This is a genomic window from Agromyces sp. Y182, assembly GCF_059445385.1.
Genome location: NZ_JCAIUF010000001.1, coordinates 1,545,245 through 1,563,123 on the forward strand (window position 1 = coordinate 1,545,245; position 17,879 = coordinate 1,563,123).

General features: G+C 69.7%; 18 protein-coding genes. 11 read left to right on the forward strand and 7 right to left on the reverse strand.

Annotation, left to right across the window (positions count from 1 at the left end):
• Positions 1–90: 90 nt before the first annotated feature.
• Positions 91–1,164 (reverse strand): FAD-dependent monooxygenase, encoded by a 1,074-nt coding sequence (locus AC1C2R_RS07010; protein WP_495379459.1) that lies wholly within the window; start codon positions 1,162–1,164, stop codon positions 91–93.
• Positions 1,165–1,201: 37 nt separating this feature from the next.
• On the opposite strand from AC1C2R_RS07010, the gene AC1C2R_RS07015 reads away from it, so the two are divergent.
• The 3 genes from AC1C2R_RS07015 (at position 1,202) to AC1C2R_RS07025 (ending at position 3,541) form a co-directional block, all read left to right on the forward strand.
• Positions 1,202–1,759 (forward strand): TetR/AcrR family transcriptional regulator, encoded by a 558-nt coding sequence (locus AC1C2R_RS07015; protein WP_495351791.1) that lies wholly within the window; start codon positions 1,202–1,204, stop codon positions 1,757–1,759.
• A gap of 187 nt (positions 1,760–1,946) precedes the next feature.
• Positions 1,947–2,792: a hypothetical protein gene (locus AC1C2R_RS07020; RefSeq protein WP_495379460.1), complete on the forward strand. Its 846-nt coding sequence runs from the start codon at positions 1,947–1,949 to the stop codon at positions 2,790–2,792.
• Entirely contained in the window at positions 2,789–3,541 is a 753-nt protein-coding gene (locus AC1C2R_RS07025; protein WP_495379461.1) for a hypothetical protein, read from the forward strand. Before AC1C2R_RS07020 ends, AC1C2R_RS07025 begins: the two co-directional genes overlap by 4 nt.
• A 7-nt stretch (positions 3,542–3,548) precedes the next feature.
• Here AC1C2R_RS07025 and AC1C2R_RS07030 read toward each other — a convergent pair whose 3' ends face one another.
• From AC1C2R_RS07030 to AC1C2R_RS07040, 3 genes are all read right to left on the reverse strand, one after another.
• The gene (locus AC1C2R_RS07030) at positions 3,549–4,349 is read right to left on the reverse strand and encodes an LLM class F420-dependent oxidoreductase (protein WP_495379462.1); all 801 of its coding nucleotides are present in this window, start codon (positions 4,347–4,349) and stop codon (positions 3,549–3,551) included.
• 64 nt (positions 4,350–4,413) lie between these two features.
• Positions 4,414–4,824, reverse strand: coding sequence for a VOC family protein (locus AC1C2R_RS07035; protein WP_495351795.1), 411 nt, complete (start codon positions 4,822–4,824; stop codon positions 4,414–4,416).
• A 10-nt stretch (positions 4,825–4,834) separates the two neighbouring features.
• Positions 4,835–5,275, reverse strand: a complete 441-nt coding sequence (locus tag AC1C2R_RS07040) for a helix-turn-helix transcriptional regulator (protein ID WP_495351796.1) — start codon at positions 5,273–5,275, stop codon at positions 4,835–4,837.
• A 153-nt stretch (positions 5,276–5,428) separates the two neighbouring features.
• Between AC1C2R_RS07040 and AC1C2R_RS07045 the strand changes: the two genes are divergently transcribed.
• From AC1C2R_RS07045 to AC1C2R_RS07060, 4 genes are read left to right on the forward strand one after another with little or no spacing between them, the layout of a single operon-like run.
• A complete protein-coding gene (locus AC1C2R_RS07045; RefSeq protein WP_495353208.1) occupies positions 5,429–5,866 on the forward strand; it encodes an Lrp/AsnC family transcriptional regulator in 438 nt (145 codons plus the stop codon).
• A 2-nt stretch (positions 5,867–5,868) separates the two neighbouring features.
• On the forward strand, positions 5,869–6,351 hold the full coding sequence (locus AC1C2R_RS07050; protein ID WP_495379463.1) for a toxin-antitoxin system YwqK family antitoxin: 483 nt from the start codon (positions 5,869–5,871) through the stop codon (positions 6,349–6,351).
• A gap of 15 nt (positions 6,352–6,366) precedes the next feature.
• The gene (locus AC1C2R_RS07055; RefSeq protein ID WP_495351798.1) at positions 6,367–7,320 is read left to right on the forward strand and encodes a hypothetical protein; all 954 of its coding nucleotides are present in this window, start codon (positions 6,367–6,369) and stop codon (positions 7,318–7,320) included.
• Complete coding sequence (locus tag AC1C2R_RS07060) at positions 7,320–7,676, forward strand: GntR family transcriptional regulator (protein WP_495379464.1); 357 nt, start codon at positions 7,320–7,322, stop codon at positions 7,674–7,676. The genes AC1C2R_RS07055 and AC1C2R_RS07060 overlap by 1 nt, the downstream gene beginning before the upstream one ends.
• A gap of 96 nt (positions 7,677–7,772) precedes the next feature.
• On the opposite strand, the gene AC1C2R_RS07065 is transcribed toward AC1C2R_RS07060, so the two are convergent.
• A complete protein-coding gene (locus AC1C2R_RS07065) occupies positions 7,773–8,963 on the reverse strand; it encodes a RimK family alpha-L-glutamate ligase (protein WP_495351800.1) in 1,191 nt (396 codons plus the stop codon).
• A 25-nt stretch (positions 8,964–8,988) separates the two neighbouring features.
• Here AC1C2R_RS07065 and AC1C2R_RS07070 point away from each other — a divergent pair, with 25 nt between their 5' ends.
• Positions 8,989–9,489 (forward strand): ATP-dependent zinc protease family protein, encoded by a 501-nt coding sequence (locus AC1C2R_RS07070; protein ID WP_495379465.1) that lies wholly within the window; start codon positions 8,989–8,991, stop codon positions 9,487–9,489.
• A 488-nt stretch (positions 9,490–9,977) separates the two neighbouring features.
• Here the strand turns inward: AC1C2R_RS07070 and AC1C2R_RS07075 are convergent, their stop codons facing one another.
• Positions 9,978–13,619 (reverse strand): proline dehydrogenase family protein, encoded by a 3,642-nt coding sequence (locus AC1C2R_RS07075; RefSeq protein ID WP_495380383.1) that lies wholly within the window; start codon positions 13,617–13,619, stop codon positions 9,978–9,980.
• Between the two features lie 221 nt (positions 13,620–13,840).
• Here AC1C2R_RS07075 and AC1C2R_RS07080 point away from each other — a divergent pair, with 221 nt between their 5' ends.
• Positions 13,841–14,914 carry a LysR family transcriptional regulator gene (locus AC1C2R_RS07080; RefSeq protein WP_495379466.1) on the forward strand — a complete coding sequence of 358 codons (1,074 nt, stop codon included), beginning with the start codon at positions 13,841–13,843 and terminating at the stop codon, positions 14,912–14,914.
• 25 nt (positions 14,915–14,939) lie between these two features.
• A complete protein-coding gene (locus AC1C2R_RS07085) occupies positions 14,940–15,692 on the forward strand; it encodes an META domain-containing protein (protein WP_495379467.1) in 753 nt (250 codons plus the stop codon).
• 97 nt (positions 15,693–15,789) lie between these two features.
• Here the strand turns inward: AC1C2R_RS07085 and AC1C2R_RS07090 are convergent, their stop codons facing one another.
• The gene (locus AC1C2R_RS07090; protein WP_495379468.1) at positions 15,790–16,782 is read right to left on the reverse strand and encodes a helix-turn-helix transcriptional regulator; all 993 of its coding nucleotides are present in this window, start codon (positions 16,780–16,782) and stop codon (positions 15,790–15,792) included.
• A gap of 60 nt (positions 16,783–16,842) precedes the next feature.
• Between AC1C2R_RS07090 and AC1C2R_RS07095 the strand changes: the two genes are divergently transcribed.
• The gene (locus AC1C2R_RS07095; RefSeq protein WP_495379469.1) at positions 16,843–17,856 is read left to right on the forward strand and encodes an ATP-binding cassette domain-containing protein; all 1,014 of its coding nucleotides are present in this window, start codon (positions 16,843–16,845) and stop codon (positions 17,854–17,856) included.
• The last annotated feature ends 23 nt before the right edge of the window (positions 17,857–17,879 follow it).

The following is a 17,879-nucleotide window of genomic DNA, read 5'->3' on the forward strand; positions in this document are numbered from 1 at the left end:
GCCCCCAGACCGATGAACCGCCCCGTCAGAAATGTGAGCCGTGGATGATCGCGCAGCATCCGCAGCGGCAAGGGCATCGGCGAACCAGGTTCACGCGAAGAGAGGACCGCGCCTTGCATCCGCCGCTGCACGAACTGGGTGATCCGTACCGGCCAGGCACGACGGCGCTGCACCCGGTGCAGGTCGGCCCCTCGCGGCACGCGCACGCACAGCACCGGTCCGAGGATGCGCGCGGCCGCCCACGGCATCCTGGATCGCGAGGTTGATGCCGACGCCCCCGGCCGGCGACATCGCGTGCGCGGAGTCGCCGATGCACAGCATCCCGTCGGCGTGCCAGCGGCGCAGCCGCTCGAGTTTCACCCGCAGAAGGTGCACGTCGTCGCTCGTGATCGAGGCGACGGGATCCGTCATCTGTGGCGAGATGAGCGCGATGCGCGACCTCATGCGTGCAAGGTCGTCTTCGGTGCCAGCCCAGGTTCCTGCCGGGATGACGTGCGCGATCTGGAAGAAGTCGCCGCGGTCGATCGTGATGATCATTCCGGCGCCGGCTTGGACGAATGGGTAGGTCTCGCCTGCGCGCTTCGTCAGTCGAAACCACAGCACGTCCATCGCTGCAGCAGTGCCGGCCGGGATGAGACCGGCGGCCGCACGGACCTCCGAGTCCCGGCCGGATGCGTCGACCACAAGGCGCGCGCTCACGCTCACCGCACCATCCGGCCCTGCGCCCGTGACGCCGCTGATGCGACCGCCTTCCCTCATGAGTCCGTCGATCCGAGTCGAGCGGAGCAGGCGGAATCCCGGATGCTTCGCCGCGGTGTCGGCCAGGAGATCGAGGAAGTCCCACTGCGGCATGAACGTCATGACCTTGCGTCGGGTGGGTAGCCGGGTGAAGTCGGCGAGAGTGAGCTCTGTGCCGTGCCAGCTCAGGCCGACACGGGGCATGTCCGCGTGCGGCCGAGTGAGGAACTCGTCGAGAAGGCCGAGCTCACCGAGCAGCTGTTGGGTAGAGGGATGGATCGTGTCGCCGCGGAAGTCGCGCAGGAAATCGGCATGCTTCTCGACGACCGTGACCTCGAGTCCTTGGCGTAGCAGGAGCAATGCCATCATGAGTCCGGCGGGACCGCCGCCTACGATCACGCAGTCCGTATCGATGTGAGTGCTCATGTGTTCACGATCGCCTCGCCCGTGTGATGATGCGAGCATGGTCAATAAGAAAGCCGGGCGGCCACGAGGTGATGCCACGGCGCGTCAACGCCTGCTGAATGCTGCCCACCAGCACTTCGAATCGGGCGACCTGGCCTCGGTTTCGGCGCGAAAGCTCGCCGAAGAAGTGGGCGTGAGTCACACTCTGGTCAATTATCACTTCGGTTCGCGTGACGCCCTGATCGCAGCAGCCGTCTCACTTCGCGCAGCCCCGCATCATGTGGTCGCTGCATCTACCGATGAGGATGGGCACATCGACCTCGCCCTGCTCGTGCGCGGACTCGTCACGGTGTGGGAGGACCCGGAGAACGGTGCGCGACTGGTGGAATTCGCGCACCACCTCGCGACCGGCGATGAACGCTCGCCGACGCTGATGTCATATCTGCAGCACACGGTATTCGGCGCACTGGTCGCGGAATTCGGGCAGGAGCGCGCACGCCGCATGGCGACCGCCATCATCGGGGTGATCTTCGCGCGCTACGTGCTGCACCTGCCAGCCATGACCGCGCTCACGCCGACGCAGGTCGCGACGCACCTGTTGTCGATGCTGCGGTAGCGCCGACACTGCTCCGAACAGCCCGCCGGGGTGCTCGACGTCGACGTCGTGCAGAGTCTGGGGCCGGATGTCTCCACTCACGCGTCTCCAGCCGGTTTGCCGACGGTCGGTCACTGCGGCATTCTGGAGACCGATCCGGCCCGTGCTGTTCGACAGCGGTTCCGCCGGCGCAGCGACGGAGGCCGGCATGGTGGAACCCGATCGCGATTCCGACCGGGATTCCCGTCTCGATGCCGACGCCCAACAGGTCGCGCGGCTGCAACGGCTCATCTACGGCGCCGACGTTTCCGAGGCAGAACGTTCGGCGGCCGCCGCCGAACTCGATGCACTGAGGCGCGCGGAATCGGACGCAGAGTCGGCCGCGGCACCGATGGCACCCGCTCAGGAGCCGCCGACGCCGACGCTCGTCGACGATGCGACTTCGACGACGGCGGCTCCATGGTGGGGCGCTGATGCCCGCGGTCTCCGCTGGGCGATCGTCGCGGGCGTCGCTGCGCTCGCCATCGGGCTCATGGCCGGGTGGCAGCTCGGCACTCGCACAGTGACGGAGCCGGCGGCATCGGTGACGCTGTCGAGCCAGGCGCCACCGACCGCACTGCCGATGGCGTCGCCCACCGGTGGCCCACTGCCCGAGTCGATGATTCCCCTCCCCGACACCCAGCTGCCGGCAATACTCGAACGCGCGGCGACCGAGGTGGACGCAACGCAGGCCACCTGGGTGACGGCGTTCGAGCTCGACTCTGCGAGCGTGCGGCTGCTGCTCACCCGCTCCGACGGGCTCGCCGTGTACGGGGCGAGGCGAGGCGCCGATGTCTGCCTGGTCGCAGTGGGTTCCACCATGGAGGACGCCGGAGTCGCATGCAGCACCTACAGCGCGATGAGCGACGATGGGCTCGCCGTCGGGTACCTGTACCCTGACGAATCCATCCCGATGACCGTGCGCTGGCGCCCCGACGGAGCGGTCGAGATCACCACCGTCGCCCCACCGAAGGTGCTGCCCATCTCCGGTGATGTCGTGGAGCGCACGAAGTGAACCCCGACCAGGAGGAGCGGATCGCCCGGCTGCACGAACTCATCTACGGCGCCGGGGCGAGTGACGAGGAACGGGTGAATGCCGCCCGCGAGCTCGACGCCCTGCGTTCGGCCTCGGCGGAAATCACCGAATCCGTTCCGTCACCGGTTCAAGCCGCCGAGGCGGCATCCGACACTCACGAGGGAACCGGCACGGCGGCCGACGCGATCGACACACGCAGTAGGTCCTCGCGACAACGCAGGTATCGCACGACCGTCATCGCCGGGACCGCAGCGCTCGTCATCGGCCTCCTGTCCGGGTGGCAGCTCGGGGAGCGCGATGCATCCGACGCGGCCGCAGCCGGCGCGACCCCGACGGTGTTCCTTGGTCCGCGCACGCAGGCCGAGTTCCTCGAATCGCTGCCGGTCGCGGCGGACTCTCCCGCAGCAGACGTGTTCCTGCGAACCGCGACCGCCGCCGATTCACCGGGCACGAGCCCCCTGATGAACTACGGCAACGGCCCACTCGAGTATCGGCTCCTCGCTACCAGGGCCGACGGTCTACCGGTCTACGGCGCACGCGACGACTCGGAGTTGTGCCTGTTCGTCCCGTTCGGGAGCGACGGCGGCGCGGGGACGTGCACAGCCGATGGTCGCTTTCCTCCTGACGGCCTCCGGCTCAGTGGCTCCCTCTACGGCACCTCGACTCCGAGCGTCGACGTGACCTGGCACCCCGATGGCTCCCTGACGATGCAGGTGCTCGCCGGCTGACGCAGCCTCAGACGTTCTTCGCGTCGCGCCAGTCCAACCAGCGCCGCACGGGGCCGAGTTCGTAGTCGGGCCCGCTGATGCCGATGGTGAAGAGCCGGACTCCCGCCGCGAACAGCGCGTCGGCGTGCTCGACGTCGACGCCCGATCGATCGAGTTCGTTCGAGACCGTGATCTCCGAGACATCCCGCCCGACCTCGTCGCCCCAGCGAGCGAGCACGTCGAGCTTGTGCGGCAACTCGGCCGGCGGAACGAAGGAGTGCCAGATGTCCGCATGCTGCGCCACGATGCGGAGCGTCTTCTGCTCACCTTTACCGCCGATCATGACCGGGATGTCGCGGGTCGGCGGCGGGTTGAGCTTCGCCCAGCGCGCCTCGATGCGCGGCATCGCGGCGGCCAGTGCGTTCAGCCGGGATCCGCGAGTGCCGAACTCGTAGCCGTACTCGTCGAAGTCCCGCTCGAACCACCCGGAACCCGTGGCGAAGATGAACCGGCCCGTGCCGCCCTTCGCGCTGATGTGGTCGAGGGTGCGGGCCATGTCCGCCTGCAGGTCGGCGTTCCGGTACGAGTTGCAGTTCACGAGGGAGCCGAACTCGATGCGCTCGGTCTGCTCCGCCCAAGCGCCGAGCATCGACCACGCCTCGAAGTGCAGCCCGTCGCGGTCACCCGTGAGTGGGAAGAAGTGGTCCCAGTTGAAGACGACGTCGACACCGAGGTCTTCGAGACGCAACACCGTGTCACGGATGGCGGGGTATCGGGCGTGCTGCTGCTGCACCTGCACAGCGAGACGCACGGGCGAATTCAGAGGCATCCCGAAAGCCTACGGCTGAACATCGCGCTCTCACCGAGCGAGTCGCGAGATTTCGCCTGAGCCGTCAGGCCGCGGGCGCCTGCGAGATGCGCACGGTGTTGCCCGACGGGTCGCGGAACGCGCAGTCGCGCGGGCCCCAGCCCTGGTCGATGGGCTCCTGGAGCACCTCGGCGCCGGATGCCCGCACGGTCTCGAACGTCGCATCGACGTCATCGGAGCGGAACACGAGCATCGGCAGTTGGCCCTTGACGAGGAGCTCCTGGATCGCGTCACCGTCAGCCTCGGAGCGACCAGCGTGCGGCACGGAGAGCACGATGCCGAGGCCGGGCTGCGCGTCGCTGCCGAGCGTGACCCACCTGAACTCGCCGGAGGCCACGTCGTTCTGCACGTCGAGACCGAGCGCGTCGCGGTAGAAGGGGAGCGACTCGTCGACGTCGTTGACGGTGATGTTCGTGTACTGGAGTGCGATGGTCATGATCGAGACATTACGCCGCGTCTTCCGAGGTCGCTTCTCCGTTTCTGCTCGATGCGTTTCGGACCGGGCGCGTGTAGGTTTTCGCGACGCAAGCGGGCATGGCCTTGACGGCGTCGTGCTCCTGGCTCCGGTAGGCCGTCGGGGTCTCGCCGACGATCTCGGTGAACCGCGAGCTGAACGAGCCGAGCGAAGTACAGCCGACCGCCATGCACGCTTCGGTGACGCTCACGCCCGCACGCAGCAACGCCATCGCCCGTTCGATTCTGCGGGTCATCAGGTAGCTGTACGGCGTCTCACCGTATGCCGCGCGGAATCGGCGCGAGAAGTGCGCGGGCGACATGAGCGCCCGGCTCGCCATGGTCGGCACGTCGAGCGGTTTCGCGTACTCGCGATCGATCAGATCGCGGGCACGGCGCAGGTGAGCGAAGTTCTCGAGCTCCTGCGGGGTCATGATTCGACGGTAGCACCGGCGCCACGAGGCCGGATGGCCGGCGATTCCAGGCGGGACGGCATCGGCGTCGTCTCCGAGTGGGACCGTGCGCGCGGCGCAGGAAAAGTGCGCGACGCGCTGTGGGAGCGCAACGGATCGACGTACAATCCGAGCATGGACAACCTCGATCGCGCCATCCTCGACCTGCTTCGGCAGAACTCCCGGGCTGGCTACGGCGACATCGGGTCGGCGGTGGGCCTCTCGGCGTCGGCCGTGAAGCGTCGAGTCGACCGGCTCGTCGCCGACGGAGTCATCCGCTCGTTCACGATCCAGGTCGACCCCGCCGTCGACGGCATGTCGACCGAAGCGTACGTCGAGCTCTTCTGCCGCGGCACCGTCGCGCCCGACGAACTGCAGCGCATCCTGCAGGGGGTGCCCGAGGTCGTCTACGCGGGCACCGTCACCGGCAGTGCCGACGCGATCGTGCACATGCGCGCCCGCGACATCACCTCGCTCGAAGACGCGCTCGAGCGAGTGCGCATCGCCCCGAACGTCGACCACACCCGCAGCGCGATCGTGCTGTCGCGATTGGTCAACCGCAACAGGGACTGACGATGACTCATCGAGCAGTTCAGGGCGACGCGGATGCCGCGAGCCGCACGCCGAGCAAGACGCCGGCGCCGAATGCTCTCGACGCCGAGGGCCGCAAGCACGGGCTGTGGCAGCAGCGCTTCGCGAATGGCGCTGTCTCCGAAGAGGGCGACTTTGTGCACGGGGTGCAGCAGGGCCCTTGGCGCTACTGGTACCGCGACGGGCGACTGAAGGCGATCGGCGACCGCGTCGACGACACCCTCGACGGGCTCTGGCAGTGGTGGCGCGACAACGGGCAGCCGCTGCAGAAGGGCTCCTTCGTGCGCGACGAGCAGCACGGCCCGTGGAAGCGCTGGCATGCGAGCGGCGAGCTCATGGACGAAGGCGAGTACGACCACGGCACGAAGGTCGGCCTGTGGCGCCGGTACCACCCCGACGGGTCGGTCCGCGACGAGCGCACCCTGCGCGTGAAGCCCTCGGCGAGGCTTGACGATGTGGGTTTGTAGTAATACATTAACGGCATGTCTCTCGACTCGTCCGAATGGTTCATGCTCAGCGTTCTCGCGCTCGTCGCGGTGGTGGCAGCGATCTCCCCGATGTGGATGTCTCGGCCACCGGCGATCGGTCGTTTCGCTCGAACGGTCGGGCTTCCGCTCGACGGAGACGTCGAGCTCGAACGCACCATCGGCGAACGACTCCGGCTCCGCGCACGCTGGGGCGCCGTCGGCACGGTGGCCGGAACCGGCGTCGGAGCGCTCGTCGCCGTGAGTGGTGTGTTGACCACGCACGACGAGTGGGGCGCGGGCCTCTCTCCGGTCGCCGGGCTCGTGCTCGCCGGTCTCGTCCTCACGGGGCACGGAATCGGCACGGCGATCTCGATTCTGCCTGCGCCGCCCGAGGTACGTCGCCACGGCCCACGCGTTGCGCGAGTCCCCCGCCCCTCGGTTGCCGACTACGTCGCTCCCATCGAACACGTGGGGGCTCGCATCCTGGTGGCGGTCGGCAGCCTGCTGACGGTCACCGTCGCCATCCTGCCCACTCCTGTCGAATCTCGACTGCTCGCCGGCGCCACCGCCCTCGCCGCCATCGCGGCGCTCGCCGTGGCCGAGTGGGCCTCCGCGGCACTCGTGTCACGACCGCAGCCGGCTGTGAGCGAAGAGTTGCTGCGCTGGGACGATGCGCTCCGCGCCCAGACGCTCCGCGACATCGTCTCGGTACCCCTGATGGCAGGAGGGGTCGTCGTCCTGGCCTCGATCACCGCCCGGCCCGAATGGACCGGGTCTGCGGCGGAGACCGGCCAGGTCATCGGCAGCGTCATCACGTATGCACTGCTGCTCGCGCTGCTGGTCGTCGGCGCCTTCTCGATCGCGCTTCGCCCCGCCCGCTACTACCTCAAGCGGCTCTGGCCCGCGCAGTTCGCCGAAACGCAGCCCAGTGCCTACGGATCGTCGGCGCCGACCGTCGAGAACCTCTGATGCTGCTCGAGCTCGACCCCGAGTCATCCGTACCACCGTACGAACAATTGCGCCGGGCGGTCATCGACGGCGTGCGCGACGGCACCCTGGTCGCCGGCATGCGGCTGCCGCCGGTGCGCACGCTCGCCACCGAACTCGGCCTCGCGGCCAACACGGTCGCCCGCGCGTATCGGGAGCTCGAGCGCGACCATGTCATCGAGACGCGCGGCCGCAACGGCTCGTTCGTCTCGGCGACCGGAGACCCGACCGAGCAACAGGCGCAGCTCGCGGCATCCGCGTATGCCGATCGCATCGCGCAACTCGGCCTCGATGCCGAGCAGGCCCTCGCGATCGTGCGTGCCGCCCTCCAGCACTGAGCGCGACCCGCGCGTGCCCACCGCCCGCACACCGAGGCATCCGTCTGCGCCCATTCGATTCCGCCAGACCCGCCGGATTCCGCGGAACGCGAGGAATCAGTCTTCCGGGATCGGCCGCTTCGGGAGCTTCCGCACCTTCGCGCCGCGGCGACGACGCTCGGGGATCATCGAGCGCATCTCCTCGAGCTTGCCGAAGCAGAGCAGCCGGTCTTCGGCCTGCAGCTCGACGCCCTTGCGCGGGTTCGGAATGACGTTCGTGCCACGGTGCAGGGTGAGCACGGTGATGTCGCGCTCCCAGAGTCCGGAATCGCCGAGGGTGGTGCCGACGAGATCGGCGCCGCCGCGCACGACGAGCTCGGCGACGCCGTAGCCGGTCGAGACGGTGAGACGCTGACGCACGTCGACCTCGGGAAATCCGACCTGGTTCGCGATGTGGTCGATGATGGCGCCGGCGACGTCGAGCTTCGTGGCCGACTCGATGCCCTCGAGGCCGGGCGAGGAGTTGACCTCCATCACGAGCGGCCCCTCGTCGCCCTCGAGCATGTCGACACCTGCGACCCGCAGGCCCATGATCTGGGCCGAACGCACGGCCGCCAGCTCGTACTCCGGCGTCAGCTCGACGGCTTCGACGGTGCCACCGCGGTGCACGTTCGAGCGGAACTCGTCGCCGCTCGCGCTGCGCCGCATCGCCGCGACCACCCGGTCGCCGACGACGAGGGCACGGATGTCGCGGCCCCGGCTCTCTTTGATGAACCGCTGGATCAGCACGTTCTGCTTCGTCGAGTGCAGGGTCTCGATGATCGCCTCGGCGACCTTGACCTCGGGGGCGAGGATGACGCCGATGCCCTGCGTGCCCTCGAGCAGCTTGATGACGACGGGCGCGCCGCCGACCCGCTCGATCGCAGGGCGCACGTCGGCGCGATTGCGCACGAACGCCGTCGCCGGCATCCCGATGTTGTGACGGGAGAGGATCTGGTTGGCTCGCAGCTTGTCACGCGAGTTCGTGATGCCGTTGGCGGTGTTGGGCGTGTAGACGTCCATCTGCTCGAACTGGCGTACCACCGCGGTGCCGAAGTACGTCACCGAGTTGCCGATGCGCGGCAGCACGGCGTCGTAGTCGGAGAGGCGCCGCCCGCGGTACTGCAGGTCGGGTTCGGGCCCCGCGAGGTCGATCGCGAACCGCAGGGTGTCGAGTACCTTGACCTCGTGCCCACGCTGCTGCGCGGCCGTGCGGAGGCGCTGGGTCGAGTACGCCTGCGGGGCGCGCGAGAGGATCGCCAGTTTCATCGTGTACCCCTGCGAAGATGTTCGGGTGAGAGAGCCCGTCTATTCAAACACCATCGCGGGATGGCGCGAATGGGTGAGCCTGCCGGGCGCCGAAGTGCCGTGGATCAAAGCGAAGCTCGACACGGGTGCGCGCACCTCTTCGCTGCACGCCTTCGACGTCGAAGAGGTTCGACGCGGCGAGACGGCGATCGTGCGGTTCGGGGTGCATCCGTGGCAGAACACCGATGCAGACGCGGTCGTCGTGGAGTGCGCGGTGCACGACCGACGCTCGGTGCGAAGCTCGTCGGGTCACACCGAAGAGCGCATCGTCGTGCTCATGGACGTGGTGCTCCTCGATCGCGCTGTGACCGCCGAGGTGACGCTCACCAATCGCGATGAGATGGGCTTCCGCATGCTCATCGGCCGCGAAGCACTGCGGCAGGGCTTCGTCGTCGACGCGGCACGTTCGTTCGTCGGCGGGCGCGCACCACGACGCATCCGTCGCCGGAATCGCGGACGCGATGCGACCACCCCGCTGGTCGAGTAGCGAGCCTCCGCTGGTCGAGTAGCGAGCCTCCGCCGGTCGAGTAGCGAGCCTCCGCCGGTCGAGTAGCGAGCCTCCGCCGGTCGAGTAGCGAGCCTCCGCCGGTCGAGTAGCGAGCCTCCGCCGGTCGAGTAGCGAGCGAAGCGAGCGTATCGAGACCTGCCCGGTCGAGGGTCTCGATACGGCGCTGGCGCGCCTACTCGACCAGCGTGAGGTGCACGGCGCCGGCGCGACCGCGNCCGGTCGAGTAGCGAGCCTCCGCCGGTCGAGTAGCGAGCCTCCGCCGGTCGAGTAGCGAGCCTCCGCCGGTCGAGTAGCGAGCCTCCGCCGGTCGAGTAGCGAGCCTCCGCCGGTCGAGTAGCGAGCGAAGCGAGCGTATCGAGACCTGCCCGGTCGAGGGTCTCGATACGGCGCTGGCGCGCCTACTCGACCAGCGTGAGGTGCACGGCGCCGGCGCGACCGCGCCCTTGTGGCATCCGTTCGGATCGCGCCTAGATGACGCCGTCGCTGATGGTCGTCGGGTTGCCGAACCGGTGGTTCGTGATCGAGATCGCCTGTTCGTGCAGGAACGGCAGCATTTCGACGCGGCCCGACGGCGTCACGGGGTGCGCCCACACCGCGACATCCGGAGTGCCGCCGAGCGCCTCGGCGAGAGCGGATGCCCCGCCGCCGACGAGTCGCACACGCGGGGTCGCGATGCCGCGCTTCGCCGCCCGGCCGAGCCAGTCCGCGTCGCCCTCGCGCACAACCTTCACCTCGCGCGCGGCGAGCAGCGTGCGCACGCCCTTCGGCAGCTCGACCGCGGTCGACACCGAGAGCTTCGACTTCGCGAGCAGGCCGGCCGCGATGACGCGGAGCCCTTCGGCGAGGGTCGCGTGCTCGCCGATGCGCACCGTCACGGGCAGCGGCCGGTAGCGGAAGAGGTTGCGCTCGACGCCGACACCGGAGACATCCTTCACGACGCCGTACTCCTCGGCCCAGGCGAGCTCGTCGGAGAGCGCCGAGCGACGCAACAGGTCGAACGCGTCGTAATCGAGCGCCGACTGCGACGCCTCGATGAGCTCGGCGACGCGCTTCTCGAGCCCCCGCAGGTGCAGGGTGCTCGACGACGTGCCGTGCTGCGGCAGCCACTCGCCGAGGCCGAAGAGGTAGTTCGGGCCGCCGGCCTTCGCCCCGGCACCGACCGCCGAGCGCTTCCAGCCGCCGAACGGCTGGCGCTCGACGATCGCACCGGTGATGCCCCGGTTGACGTAGAGGTTGCCCGCCTCGACACGGTCGAACCAGGTTGCGAGTTCGACGGAATCGAGCGAGTGCAAGCCCGCCGTCAGACCGTAGTCGACGGCATTCTGCAGGCGGATCGCCTCGTCGAGGTTCTTCGCATGCATGACGCCGAGCACGGGGCCGAAGAACTCGGTGAGGTGGAAGTACGAGCCGGCCGCGACGCCCGTGCGGATGCCGGGCGACCAGAGGCGCCCGGTGGCGTCGAGCTGCTCCGGCTCGACGAGCCACTCCTCGCCGATGCCGAGCTGGGTGAGCGCGTGCAGCAGCTTGCCGTTCGCGGGCTCGACGATCGGGCCCATCTGGCTCGTCGCCTGCTCGGGCCAGCCGACCCGCAGCGACTTCGTCGCGTCGACGAGCTGGCGGCGGAACCGCTCCGACTTCGCGACGGAGCCGACGAGGATCACGAGCGAGGCGGCCGAGCACTTCTGGCCCGCATGTCCGAAGGCGCTCTTCACGACATCGGATGCCGCGAGGTCGAGGTCCGCCGAGGGCGTCACGATGATCGCATTCTTGCCGCTCGTCTCGGCGAGCAGGGGCAGGTCGGCCCGGAACGAGCGGAACAGCTGTGCCGTCTCGTAGGCGCCGGTGAGAATGACCCGGTCGACCGCCGGGTGGGAGATGAGCTCCTTGCCGAGCTCCCGTTCGCCGATGTCGACGAGGGTGAGCAGTTCGCGAGGGATTCCGGCCTCCCACAGCGCCTCGACCATGACCGCGCCCGAGCGCTGCGCGAGCTTCGCGGGTTTGATGATGGCGCCCGAGCCCGCGGCGAGCGCGGAGAGCACACCGCCCGCGGGGATCGCGACCGGGAAGTTCCACGGCGGGGTGATGACCGTCAGCCGGGACGGCACGAAGATCGCGCCCTGCACGTGGTCGAGCTCGCGGGCGCGCTCGGCGTAGTAGTGCGCGAAGTCGATCGCCTCGCTGATCTCGGGGTCGGACTCGGCGATGGTCTTGCCGGTCTCGGCGGCCATGACCTCGATGAGGCGGTCGCGGTTCGCGGCGAGCGCGTAGCCGGCACGGTGCAGCACCGCCGCACGTTCGGCGCCGGGCAGCTCGCCCCAGGCGCGGCCGCGGGCGGCGACGGTCTGGATGACCCGCTCGAGGGTGCCCGCGTCGTCGATGCGCGCTGCCGCGATCGTGTCGAGGCCGAGCCGGGAGGTGGCCACCCGCTCGAGGATGCGGCGGCCCCACTCTCGGTTCGGCGCGAGTGCCGGGTCGGTGTCGGGTTCGTTGCGGAAGCCCGGCGTCGCCCCGGGGCCGGCGGCATCGAGCGCAGCGGATGCCGCGGCATCCGCCAGTTCGGAGCCGTCGATGCCGCCGGAGCCGTCGGACCCGCGCGTGATGCCGAGCACGACGCTCGTGAGCGACGGGTCGTGCTCGTGCTCGGTGCCGGGCGCCGGAGCCTCGGGAACGGTCATCGCGGCGGCGAGGGTCTCGTCGGTCCACTCGGTGCGCCGGTTCTGGGTGCGGTTCGGTGAAGGCGCCGCCCCGACCGACGGCTCGAGCGCTGCGAGCGAGGCGCGGTAGCGGGCCTGCTCGCGCTGGAACAGCGTCTCGTTCGAGGTGAGTTCGAACACCGCCGACATGAAGTTGTCGTGACTCGCGTTCTCTTCGAGGCGGCGGATCAAGTACGCGATCGCAACGTCGAACTCGCTCGGGTTCACGACGGGCGTGTAGAGCAGCAGGTTGCCGACATCGCGGCGCACGGCCTCGGCCTGGCCGGTCGCCATGCCGAGCAGCATCTCGAACTCGACGCGCGAGTCGATGCCGCGCTCGCGGGCGGTGAGCCACGCGTGGGCGACGTCGAAGAGGTTGTGGCCGGCGACGCCGAGTTTGACCGCGTCGGTGCGCTCGGGGGTCATCGACCAGTCGAGCACGCGCTTGTAGTTCGTGTCGGTGTCCTGCTTGGTGTCGTAGGTCGCGAGCGGCCAGCCGTGCACGGCCGCGTCGACGTGCTCCATCGCGAGGTTCGCGCCCTTGACGACACGCACTTTGATGGGGGCGCCGCCCTCGGCGCGGCGGTTCTTCGCCCACGCCGTGAGTTCCTGCATCGCGCCGAGCGCGTCGGGCAGGTAGGTCTGCAGCACGATTCCCGCCTCGAGGCCGCGCAGCTGCGGCTGGTCGAGCAGGGTCGTGAAGACCGCGATCGTCAGATCGAGGTCGCGGTACTCCTCCATGTCGAGGTTGATGAACTTGCCCTTGCCGCGCGCCGCGCTCGCGGCGGCGAGCTCGTAGAGCGGGGTGAGCTTCGCGACGACCTTGGCGACGGCTTCGTCGAACGACCACATCGAGAGTTGGCTGACGACGCTCGAGACCTTGATCGACACGTAATCGACGTCGTCGCGGGCGAGGAACTCGAAAGTGCCGGCCAGCCGGCGGTCGGCCTCCTCTTCACCGAGCACGGCCTCGCCGAGGAGATTCAGGTTCAGGCCGTTGCCCGACTCGCGCAGCGTCGCGATGGCCGGGCCGAGCTTGTCGGGGGTCGCGTCGAGCACGAGGTGGCCGACCATGGCGCGCAGCACGCGGCGTGCGATCGGAATCACGATCCACGGGAACACCGGGGCGATGACGCCGCCGGCCCTGATCGCGGCCTTCAGGTACCACGGCAGGAATTTCGGCGTGATCTTCGCGACCTGCTCGAGGTTGCGGCCGGCGACGCCGAGGTCTTCGGGCCGCATGACGCCGTCGACGAAGCCGACGGTGAAGTTGAGACCCCTGGGGTCCTTCAGCACGCCGGCGAGGCGTTCGGCTGCAGGATCGGCGGGGTGCTCGGCGCTCTCAGCGAGCCAGCGGCGCACGAGGGCGACGACGTGATCGGTGTTCGGCCGTGCGTCTGTGGCGGCGTTCGACATGGTCACGAGGGTAGTGTCCTTTTCTTCGGGCGCGCCGGGATCACGCGCCTGTCGGGTTCAGTATGCGCCGCGGCATCCATTCGGTAAAGCGAATGAATCTGAACGATACTGTTCAGTAGAACCGACTAATTCAACCGACGACCGAGACGGCCGTCGGCGCTGGCGTCGCGGCGAAGGCCAGAAATGGCCTTCGCTTTCAGCTCCAGCGCGCGGAGGAACCCATGCTCGACGTGCGACGCCTGCGACTGCTCGTGGAGCTCGCCGACCGCGGCACCCTCTCGGCGGTCGCCGACGCTCTCTCGTACAGCCCGTCTTCGGTGTCGCAGCAGCTCAGCCAGCTCGAACGCGAGGCGGGGGTGCAATTGCTCGTGCAGGTCGGTCGACGCGTGCAATTGACCCCCCAAGCCGAGCTGCTCGTCGGCCACGCGCGCGGTGTGCTCGACCGGCTCGAAGAGGCCGAATCGGATGTCGCGCGCTCGCTCACGGCCGTCGGCGGCACGGTGCGCATCGCGGTGTTCCAATCGGCGGCGCACGCCGTGGTGCCGCAAGCGCTCACCCTCCTGCGCGCCGAGCACCCCGCACTTCGGGTCGAGGTCACCGAACGCGAGCCCGACGTCGGACTCTTCGAAGTGTCGGCCCGCGACTTCGATCTCGTCATCGCCGAACAATACCCAGGGCACACCCGCGCACATCGCGAGGATCTCGACCGCGTGCACCTCGTCGCCGACACGATCCGCTTGGCGTTGCCGCCGCACCCGTCGTCGCGACGTGCCCGCCCCACCACGGCCGCCGCCGCCACCGCTGCGGCGACCACGATCATCGAGAGTGCGCGAAACGTCGGAAACGACGGGCCGAAGGGACACGACGCGCACTCTCGACGCCGTGGAGGGCGAGGGGAACGGGAGGGACGGGAGCGACGGGAGATGGGGGCGCCATCGGCGCTCGCCGCGGCATCCGACATGCCCTGGGTGCTCGAACCCGCGGGCACGGCGTCGCGCGACTGGGCCGAGCAGCTCTGCCGCGAGGCCGGGTTCGAACCCGACGTTCGCTTCGAGACGGCCGACCTGATGGCGCACATCCGGCTGATCCGCTCGGGCAATGCGGTAGGCCTGCTCCCCGACCTCGTGTGGGCCGGGGAGACGCCGAGCGTGGCGCTCATCGACCTGCCGGGGCATCCCGAACGCGAGGTCTTCACCTCGACCCGACTCGCGGCCGCCGCCCGGCCCGCGGTCGTCGCCTGCCGCGATGCGCTGGCCCGTGCGGCACGCGCGACGGCGACGCCTGCCGGGCGCTGACCGGCACCCTCGATACGCTGTGCGCATGTCGCGAACGATGCAGCGTTGGGCACTGTCCGGAACGATCCTGCTCGCGGCGGCGGCGCTGACCGCCTGCGCCGGCAACGCCGGCAACGGATCAGGGGCGACCGCCGACCCCGTCGGCACGTGGGGCGACGCGACGTCGTCGAGCGAACCGTCGCTCGCCCTCGCCGACGATGGCAAGCTGACCGGCACCGACGGTTGCAACCGCCTCATCGGCAGCTGGAGCGCCGACGAAGACGCAATCACCTTCACCGATGTCGCATCGACGCGCATGGCCTGCGAGGGCGTCGACACCTGGCTCTCGTCGATCGCGACGGGAACGATCGACGGCGAGACGCTCACCGTCTTCGACGCCGACGGCGCCGAGATCGGCACGCTCGAGCGATCGAGCCACGACGTGCCGACGCCCGAAGCCTCCGTCGAGCCGGCCACGGACGACGCCGCGCTTGATCCTGCCCTCGTCGTCGGCACCTGGGGCACGGAGTCGACCGGCACCGCCTCGGGCGAGCCGTTCATCGTCATCGCCGCCGACGGCACCGCGGGCGGCAGCGACGGGTGCAACTTCTTCGGCGGCTCCACCTGGGCCGTCGACGGCGAGACGATCGCATTCGCGGCCGGCATCATCACGCTCATGGCCTGCGAGGGCATCGATCAGTGGCTGAACACCCGGGCGACCGCGACCGTCGACGGCGACACGATGACCTTCTTCGACGAGTCGGGCGCCGAGATCGGCACGCTGCCGCGCACGGCGTAGGCATCAGTGCCATCGCGCAAGCCGCGCACGACGTTCGAAGTGCGACCGGCATTCGCCGACGATCGCAGCCTGCAGCGTGTGCACGCACGCGCGCACGTCACTGCCGAGCGGATGCCGCGGCGAACCGGTCGGCCTGGGCGGCGAGGAACTCCATCACCTCGGGCGGCCCATCGACGCGGTAGCCCACGCCGCTCGGGATCCACATGAGCGCCATCAGCAGGTTCTGCACGGCGTCGGCCTCGAGTGGCCACGCACAGTGCTCGGCGTCGATCGCGACGACATCGCGCCCGTACCAGCCGAGGTGCTCGGCGAACACGGCCTGCGGCAGCTCGACGATGACGCGGGCCTTCACCGTGCGGTCGCGCCAGCGCACCGCCGCCTCGACTCGTGCCCGCGCGGCCTCATCGGTCATGGGCCGCGGTTCGAACTGCACTCGCGTCGGGAACACCTCGCTGATGCGGTCGAGCCGGAAGGTGCGCCAGTCCTCGCGCTGGCGATCCCAAGCGAGGAGGTACCAGCGGCGGGCGACCGGCACGAGCCGGTACGGCTCGATGACGCGGGCGGACGCCGTGCCCGCGGCATCCGTGTACGTGAATCGCAGCCGTTCGGAATCGCGGCATCCGAGCGCGAGGAGGCCCAGCAGTTCGGAGTCGATCTCGGGGGCCGGTCGGCGTGAGCCGGCCGAGCCGGGCCCGCCCGTGCCGACGGCGGCATGCGACTGCAGGGCTTCGATGCGCCGACGCAACGCGGGCGGCAGCACTTGCTCGATCTTCGCGAGCGCGCTGATCGTCGTGTGCTCGGCGCCGCGCAGCCCCGCGGTGGCCTGCGAGCGCAGTCCGACGGCGATCGCGACGCCCTCGTCGTCGGTGAGCAGCAGCGGCGGCAACCCCGTCCCTGCCTCCAGCCGGTAGCCTCCGGTGCTGCCGCGCGCCGACTCGATACCGTAGCCGAGCTCGCGCAGCCGATCGACGTCACGGCGCAGCGTGCGGTCGGAGACGCCGAGCCGGTCGACGAGTTCTTGCGCCGACCAGTGCCGGTGACTCTGCAGCAGGGAGAGGAGTTCGAGGGTTCTCGAGGTCGTTGCGGCCATGTCTCAAGTTTCTCACCTATCAGGACAGAAACTGTCCGGATGCCTCGGAAGACTGTGGATATGACGAATCAGATGATCTCCGCTCAGGGCCTCACGAAGACGTTCCCCGCCAAGGGAAAGTCCGTCGAGGCCGTCCGTTCCGTCGACCTCGCGGTCGACGCCGGCGAGCTCGTCGCCTTCCTCGGCCCGAACGGCGCCGGCAAGTCGACGACGCTTCGCATGCTCACCACCCTGCTGCCGCCGACGAGCGGCGAGGCCGTCGTCGCCGGTTGCGACATCCGCCGCGATCCCGCCGGCGTGCGCCGCCGCATCGGCTACGTCGGCCAGGGCAATTCCGGCGGGCACAGCCAGCGGGTGCGCGACGAGCTGCACGCCCAGGGCGCCTTCTACGGCTTGGGCCGCCGCGAGACGCGGGCGCGCGCCGACGAGCTCATCGAGTCGCTCGAGCTCGGGCAGGTCGCGAGCCGTCAGGTGCAGGCGCTCTCGGGCGGCCAGAAGCGCCGGCTCGACATCGCGCTCGGGCTCATCCACCGGCCCGAGCTGCTCTTCCTCGACGAGCCGTCGACGGGCCTCGACCCGCACAGCCGGGCGAACCTGTGGGAGCACATCGTCGAGCTGCGCCGCGAGACGGGCACGACGATCTTCCTCACGACGCACTACCTCGACGAGGCCGACCAGCTCGCCGAGCGCGTCATGGTGATGGATCACGGCCAGGTCATCGCCGATGACACGGCATGGGCGCTCAAGGAATCGCTCGCGGGCGACCGGGTGAGCCTCACCTTCGATTCGGCGACGGATGCCGCGGCAGCCGCGGCCCGCATCGGCGGCGAGGCCTCGGGGCCGGTCGTCACGGTCACCGCTCCCGGCGGCGATCGGGCGTTGCCCCGCTACATCCGTTCGCTCGGCGACGCCGGTCTCGACGTCGTCGCCGCGACCCACCGCCAGCCGACCCTCGACGACGTGTTCCTCGCCCTCACGGGTCGCAGCCTCCGCGAGGAGGCGGCGCACGCCGCGCAGGCCGACACCGACACCGGCTCCGACTCCGTGCCGGCCGCGGCACCCGTCGCCGCCTGACCGGTGTCCGGCCATTCGGAAGC

Excerpts from the sequence above, each read along its gene's own strand:
- AC1C2R_RS07010 (WP_495379459.1), bottom strand. The coding sequence starts at position 1,164 with ATGAGCACTCACATCGATACGGACTGCGTGATCGTAGGCGGCGGTCCC.
- AC1C2R_RS07015 (WP_495351791.1), top strand. The coding sequence starts at position 1,202 with ATGGTCAATAAGAAAGCCGGGCGGCCACGAGGTGATGCCACGGCGCGT.
- AC1C2R_RS07020 (WP_495379460.1), top strand. The coding sequence starts at position 1,947 with ATGGTGGAACCCGATCGCGATTCCGACCGGGATTCCCGTCTCGATGCC.
- AC1C2R_RS07030 (WP_495379462.1), bottom strand. The coding sequence starts at position 4,349 with ATGCCTCTGAATTCGCCCGTGCGTCTCGCTGTGCAGGTGCAGCAGCAG.
- AC1C2R_RS07035 (WP_495351795.1), bottom strand. The coding sequence starts at position 4,824 with ATGACCATCGCACTCCAGTACACGAACATCACCGTCAACGACGTCGAC.
- AC1C2R_RS07040 (WP_495351796.1), bottom strand. The coding sequence starts at position 5,275 with ATGACCCCGCAGGAGCTCGAGAACTTCGCTCACCTGCGCCGTGCCCGC.
- AC1C2R_RS07045 (WP_495353208.1), top strand. The coding sequence starts at position 5,429 with ATGGACAACCTCGATCGCGCCATCCTCGACCTGCTTCGGCAGAACTCC.
- AC1C2R_RS07050 (WP_495379463.1), top strand. The coding sequence starts at position 5,869 with ATGACTCATCGAGCAGTTCAGGGCGACGCGGATGCCGCGAGCCGCACG.
- AC1C2R_RS07055 (WP_495351798.1), top strand. The coding sequence starts at position 6,367 with ATGTCTCTCGACTCGTCCGAATGGTTCATGCTCAGCGTTCTCGCGCTC.
- AC1C2R_RS07060 (WP_495379464.1), top strand. The coding sequence starts at position 7,320 with ATGCTGCTCGAGCTCGACCCCGAGTCATCCGTACCACCGTACGAACAA.
- AC1C2R_RS07065 (WP_495351800.1), bottom strand. The coding sequence starts at position 8,963 with ATGAAACTGGCGATCCTCTCGCGCGCCCCGCAGGCGTACTCGACCCAG.
- AC1C2R_RS07075 (WP_495380383.1), bottom strand. The coding sequence starts at position 13,619 with ATGTCGAACGCCGCCACAGACGCACGGCCGAACACCGATCACGTCGTC.
- AC1C2R_RS07080 (WP_495379466.1), top strand. The coding sequence starts at position 13,841 with ATGCTCGACGTGCGACGCCTGCGACTGCTCGTGGAGCTCGCCGACCGC.
- AC1C2R_RS07085 (WP_495379467.1), top strand. The coding sequence starts at position 14,940 with ATGTCGCGAACGATGCAGCGTTGGGCACTGTCCGGAACGATCCTGCTC.
- AC1C2R_RS07090 (WP_495379468.1), bottom strand. The coding sequence starts at position 16,782 with ATGGCCGCAACGACCTCGAGAACCCTCGAACTCCTCTCCCTGCTGCAG.
- AC1C2R_RS07095 (WP_495379469.1), top strand. The coding sequence starts at position 16,843 with ATGACGAATCAGATGATCTCCGCTCAGGGCCTCACGAAGACGTTCCCC.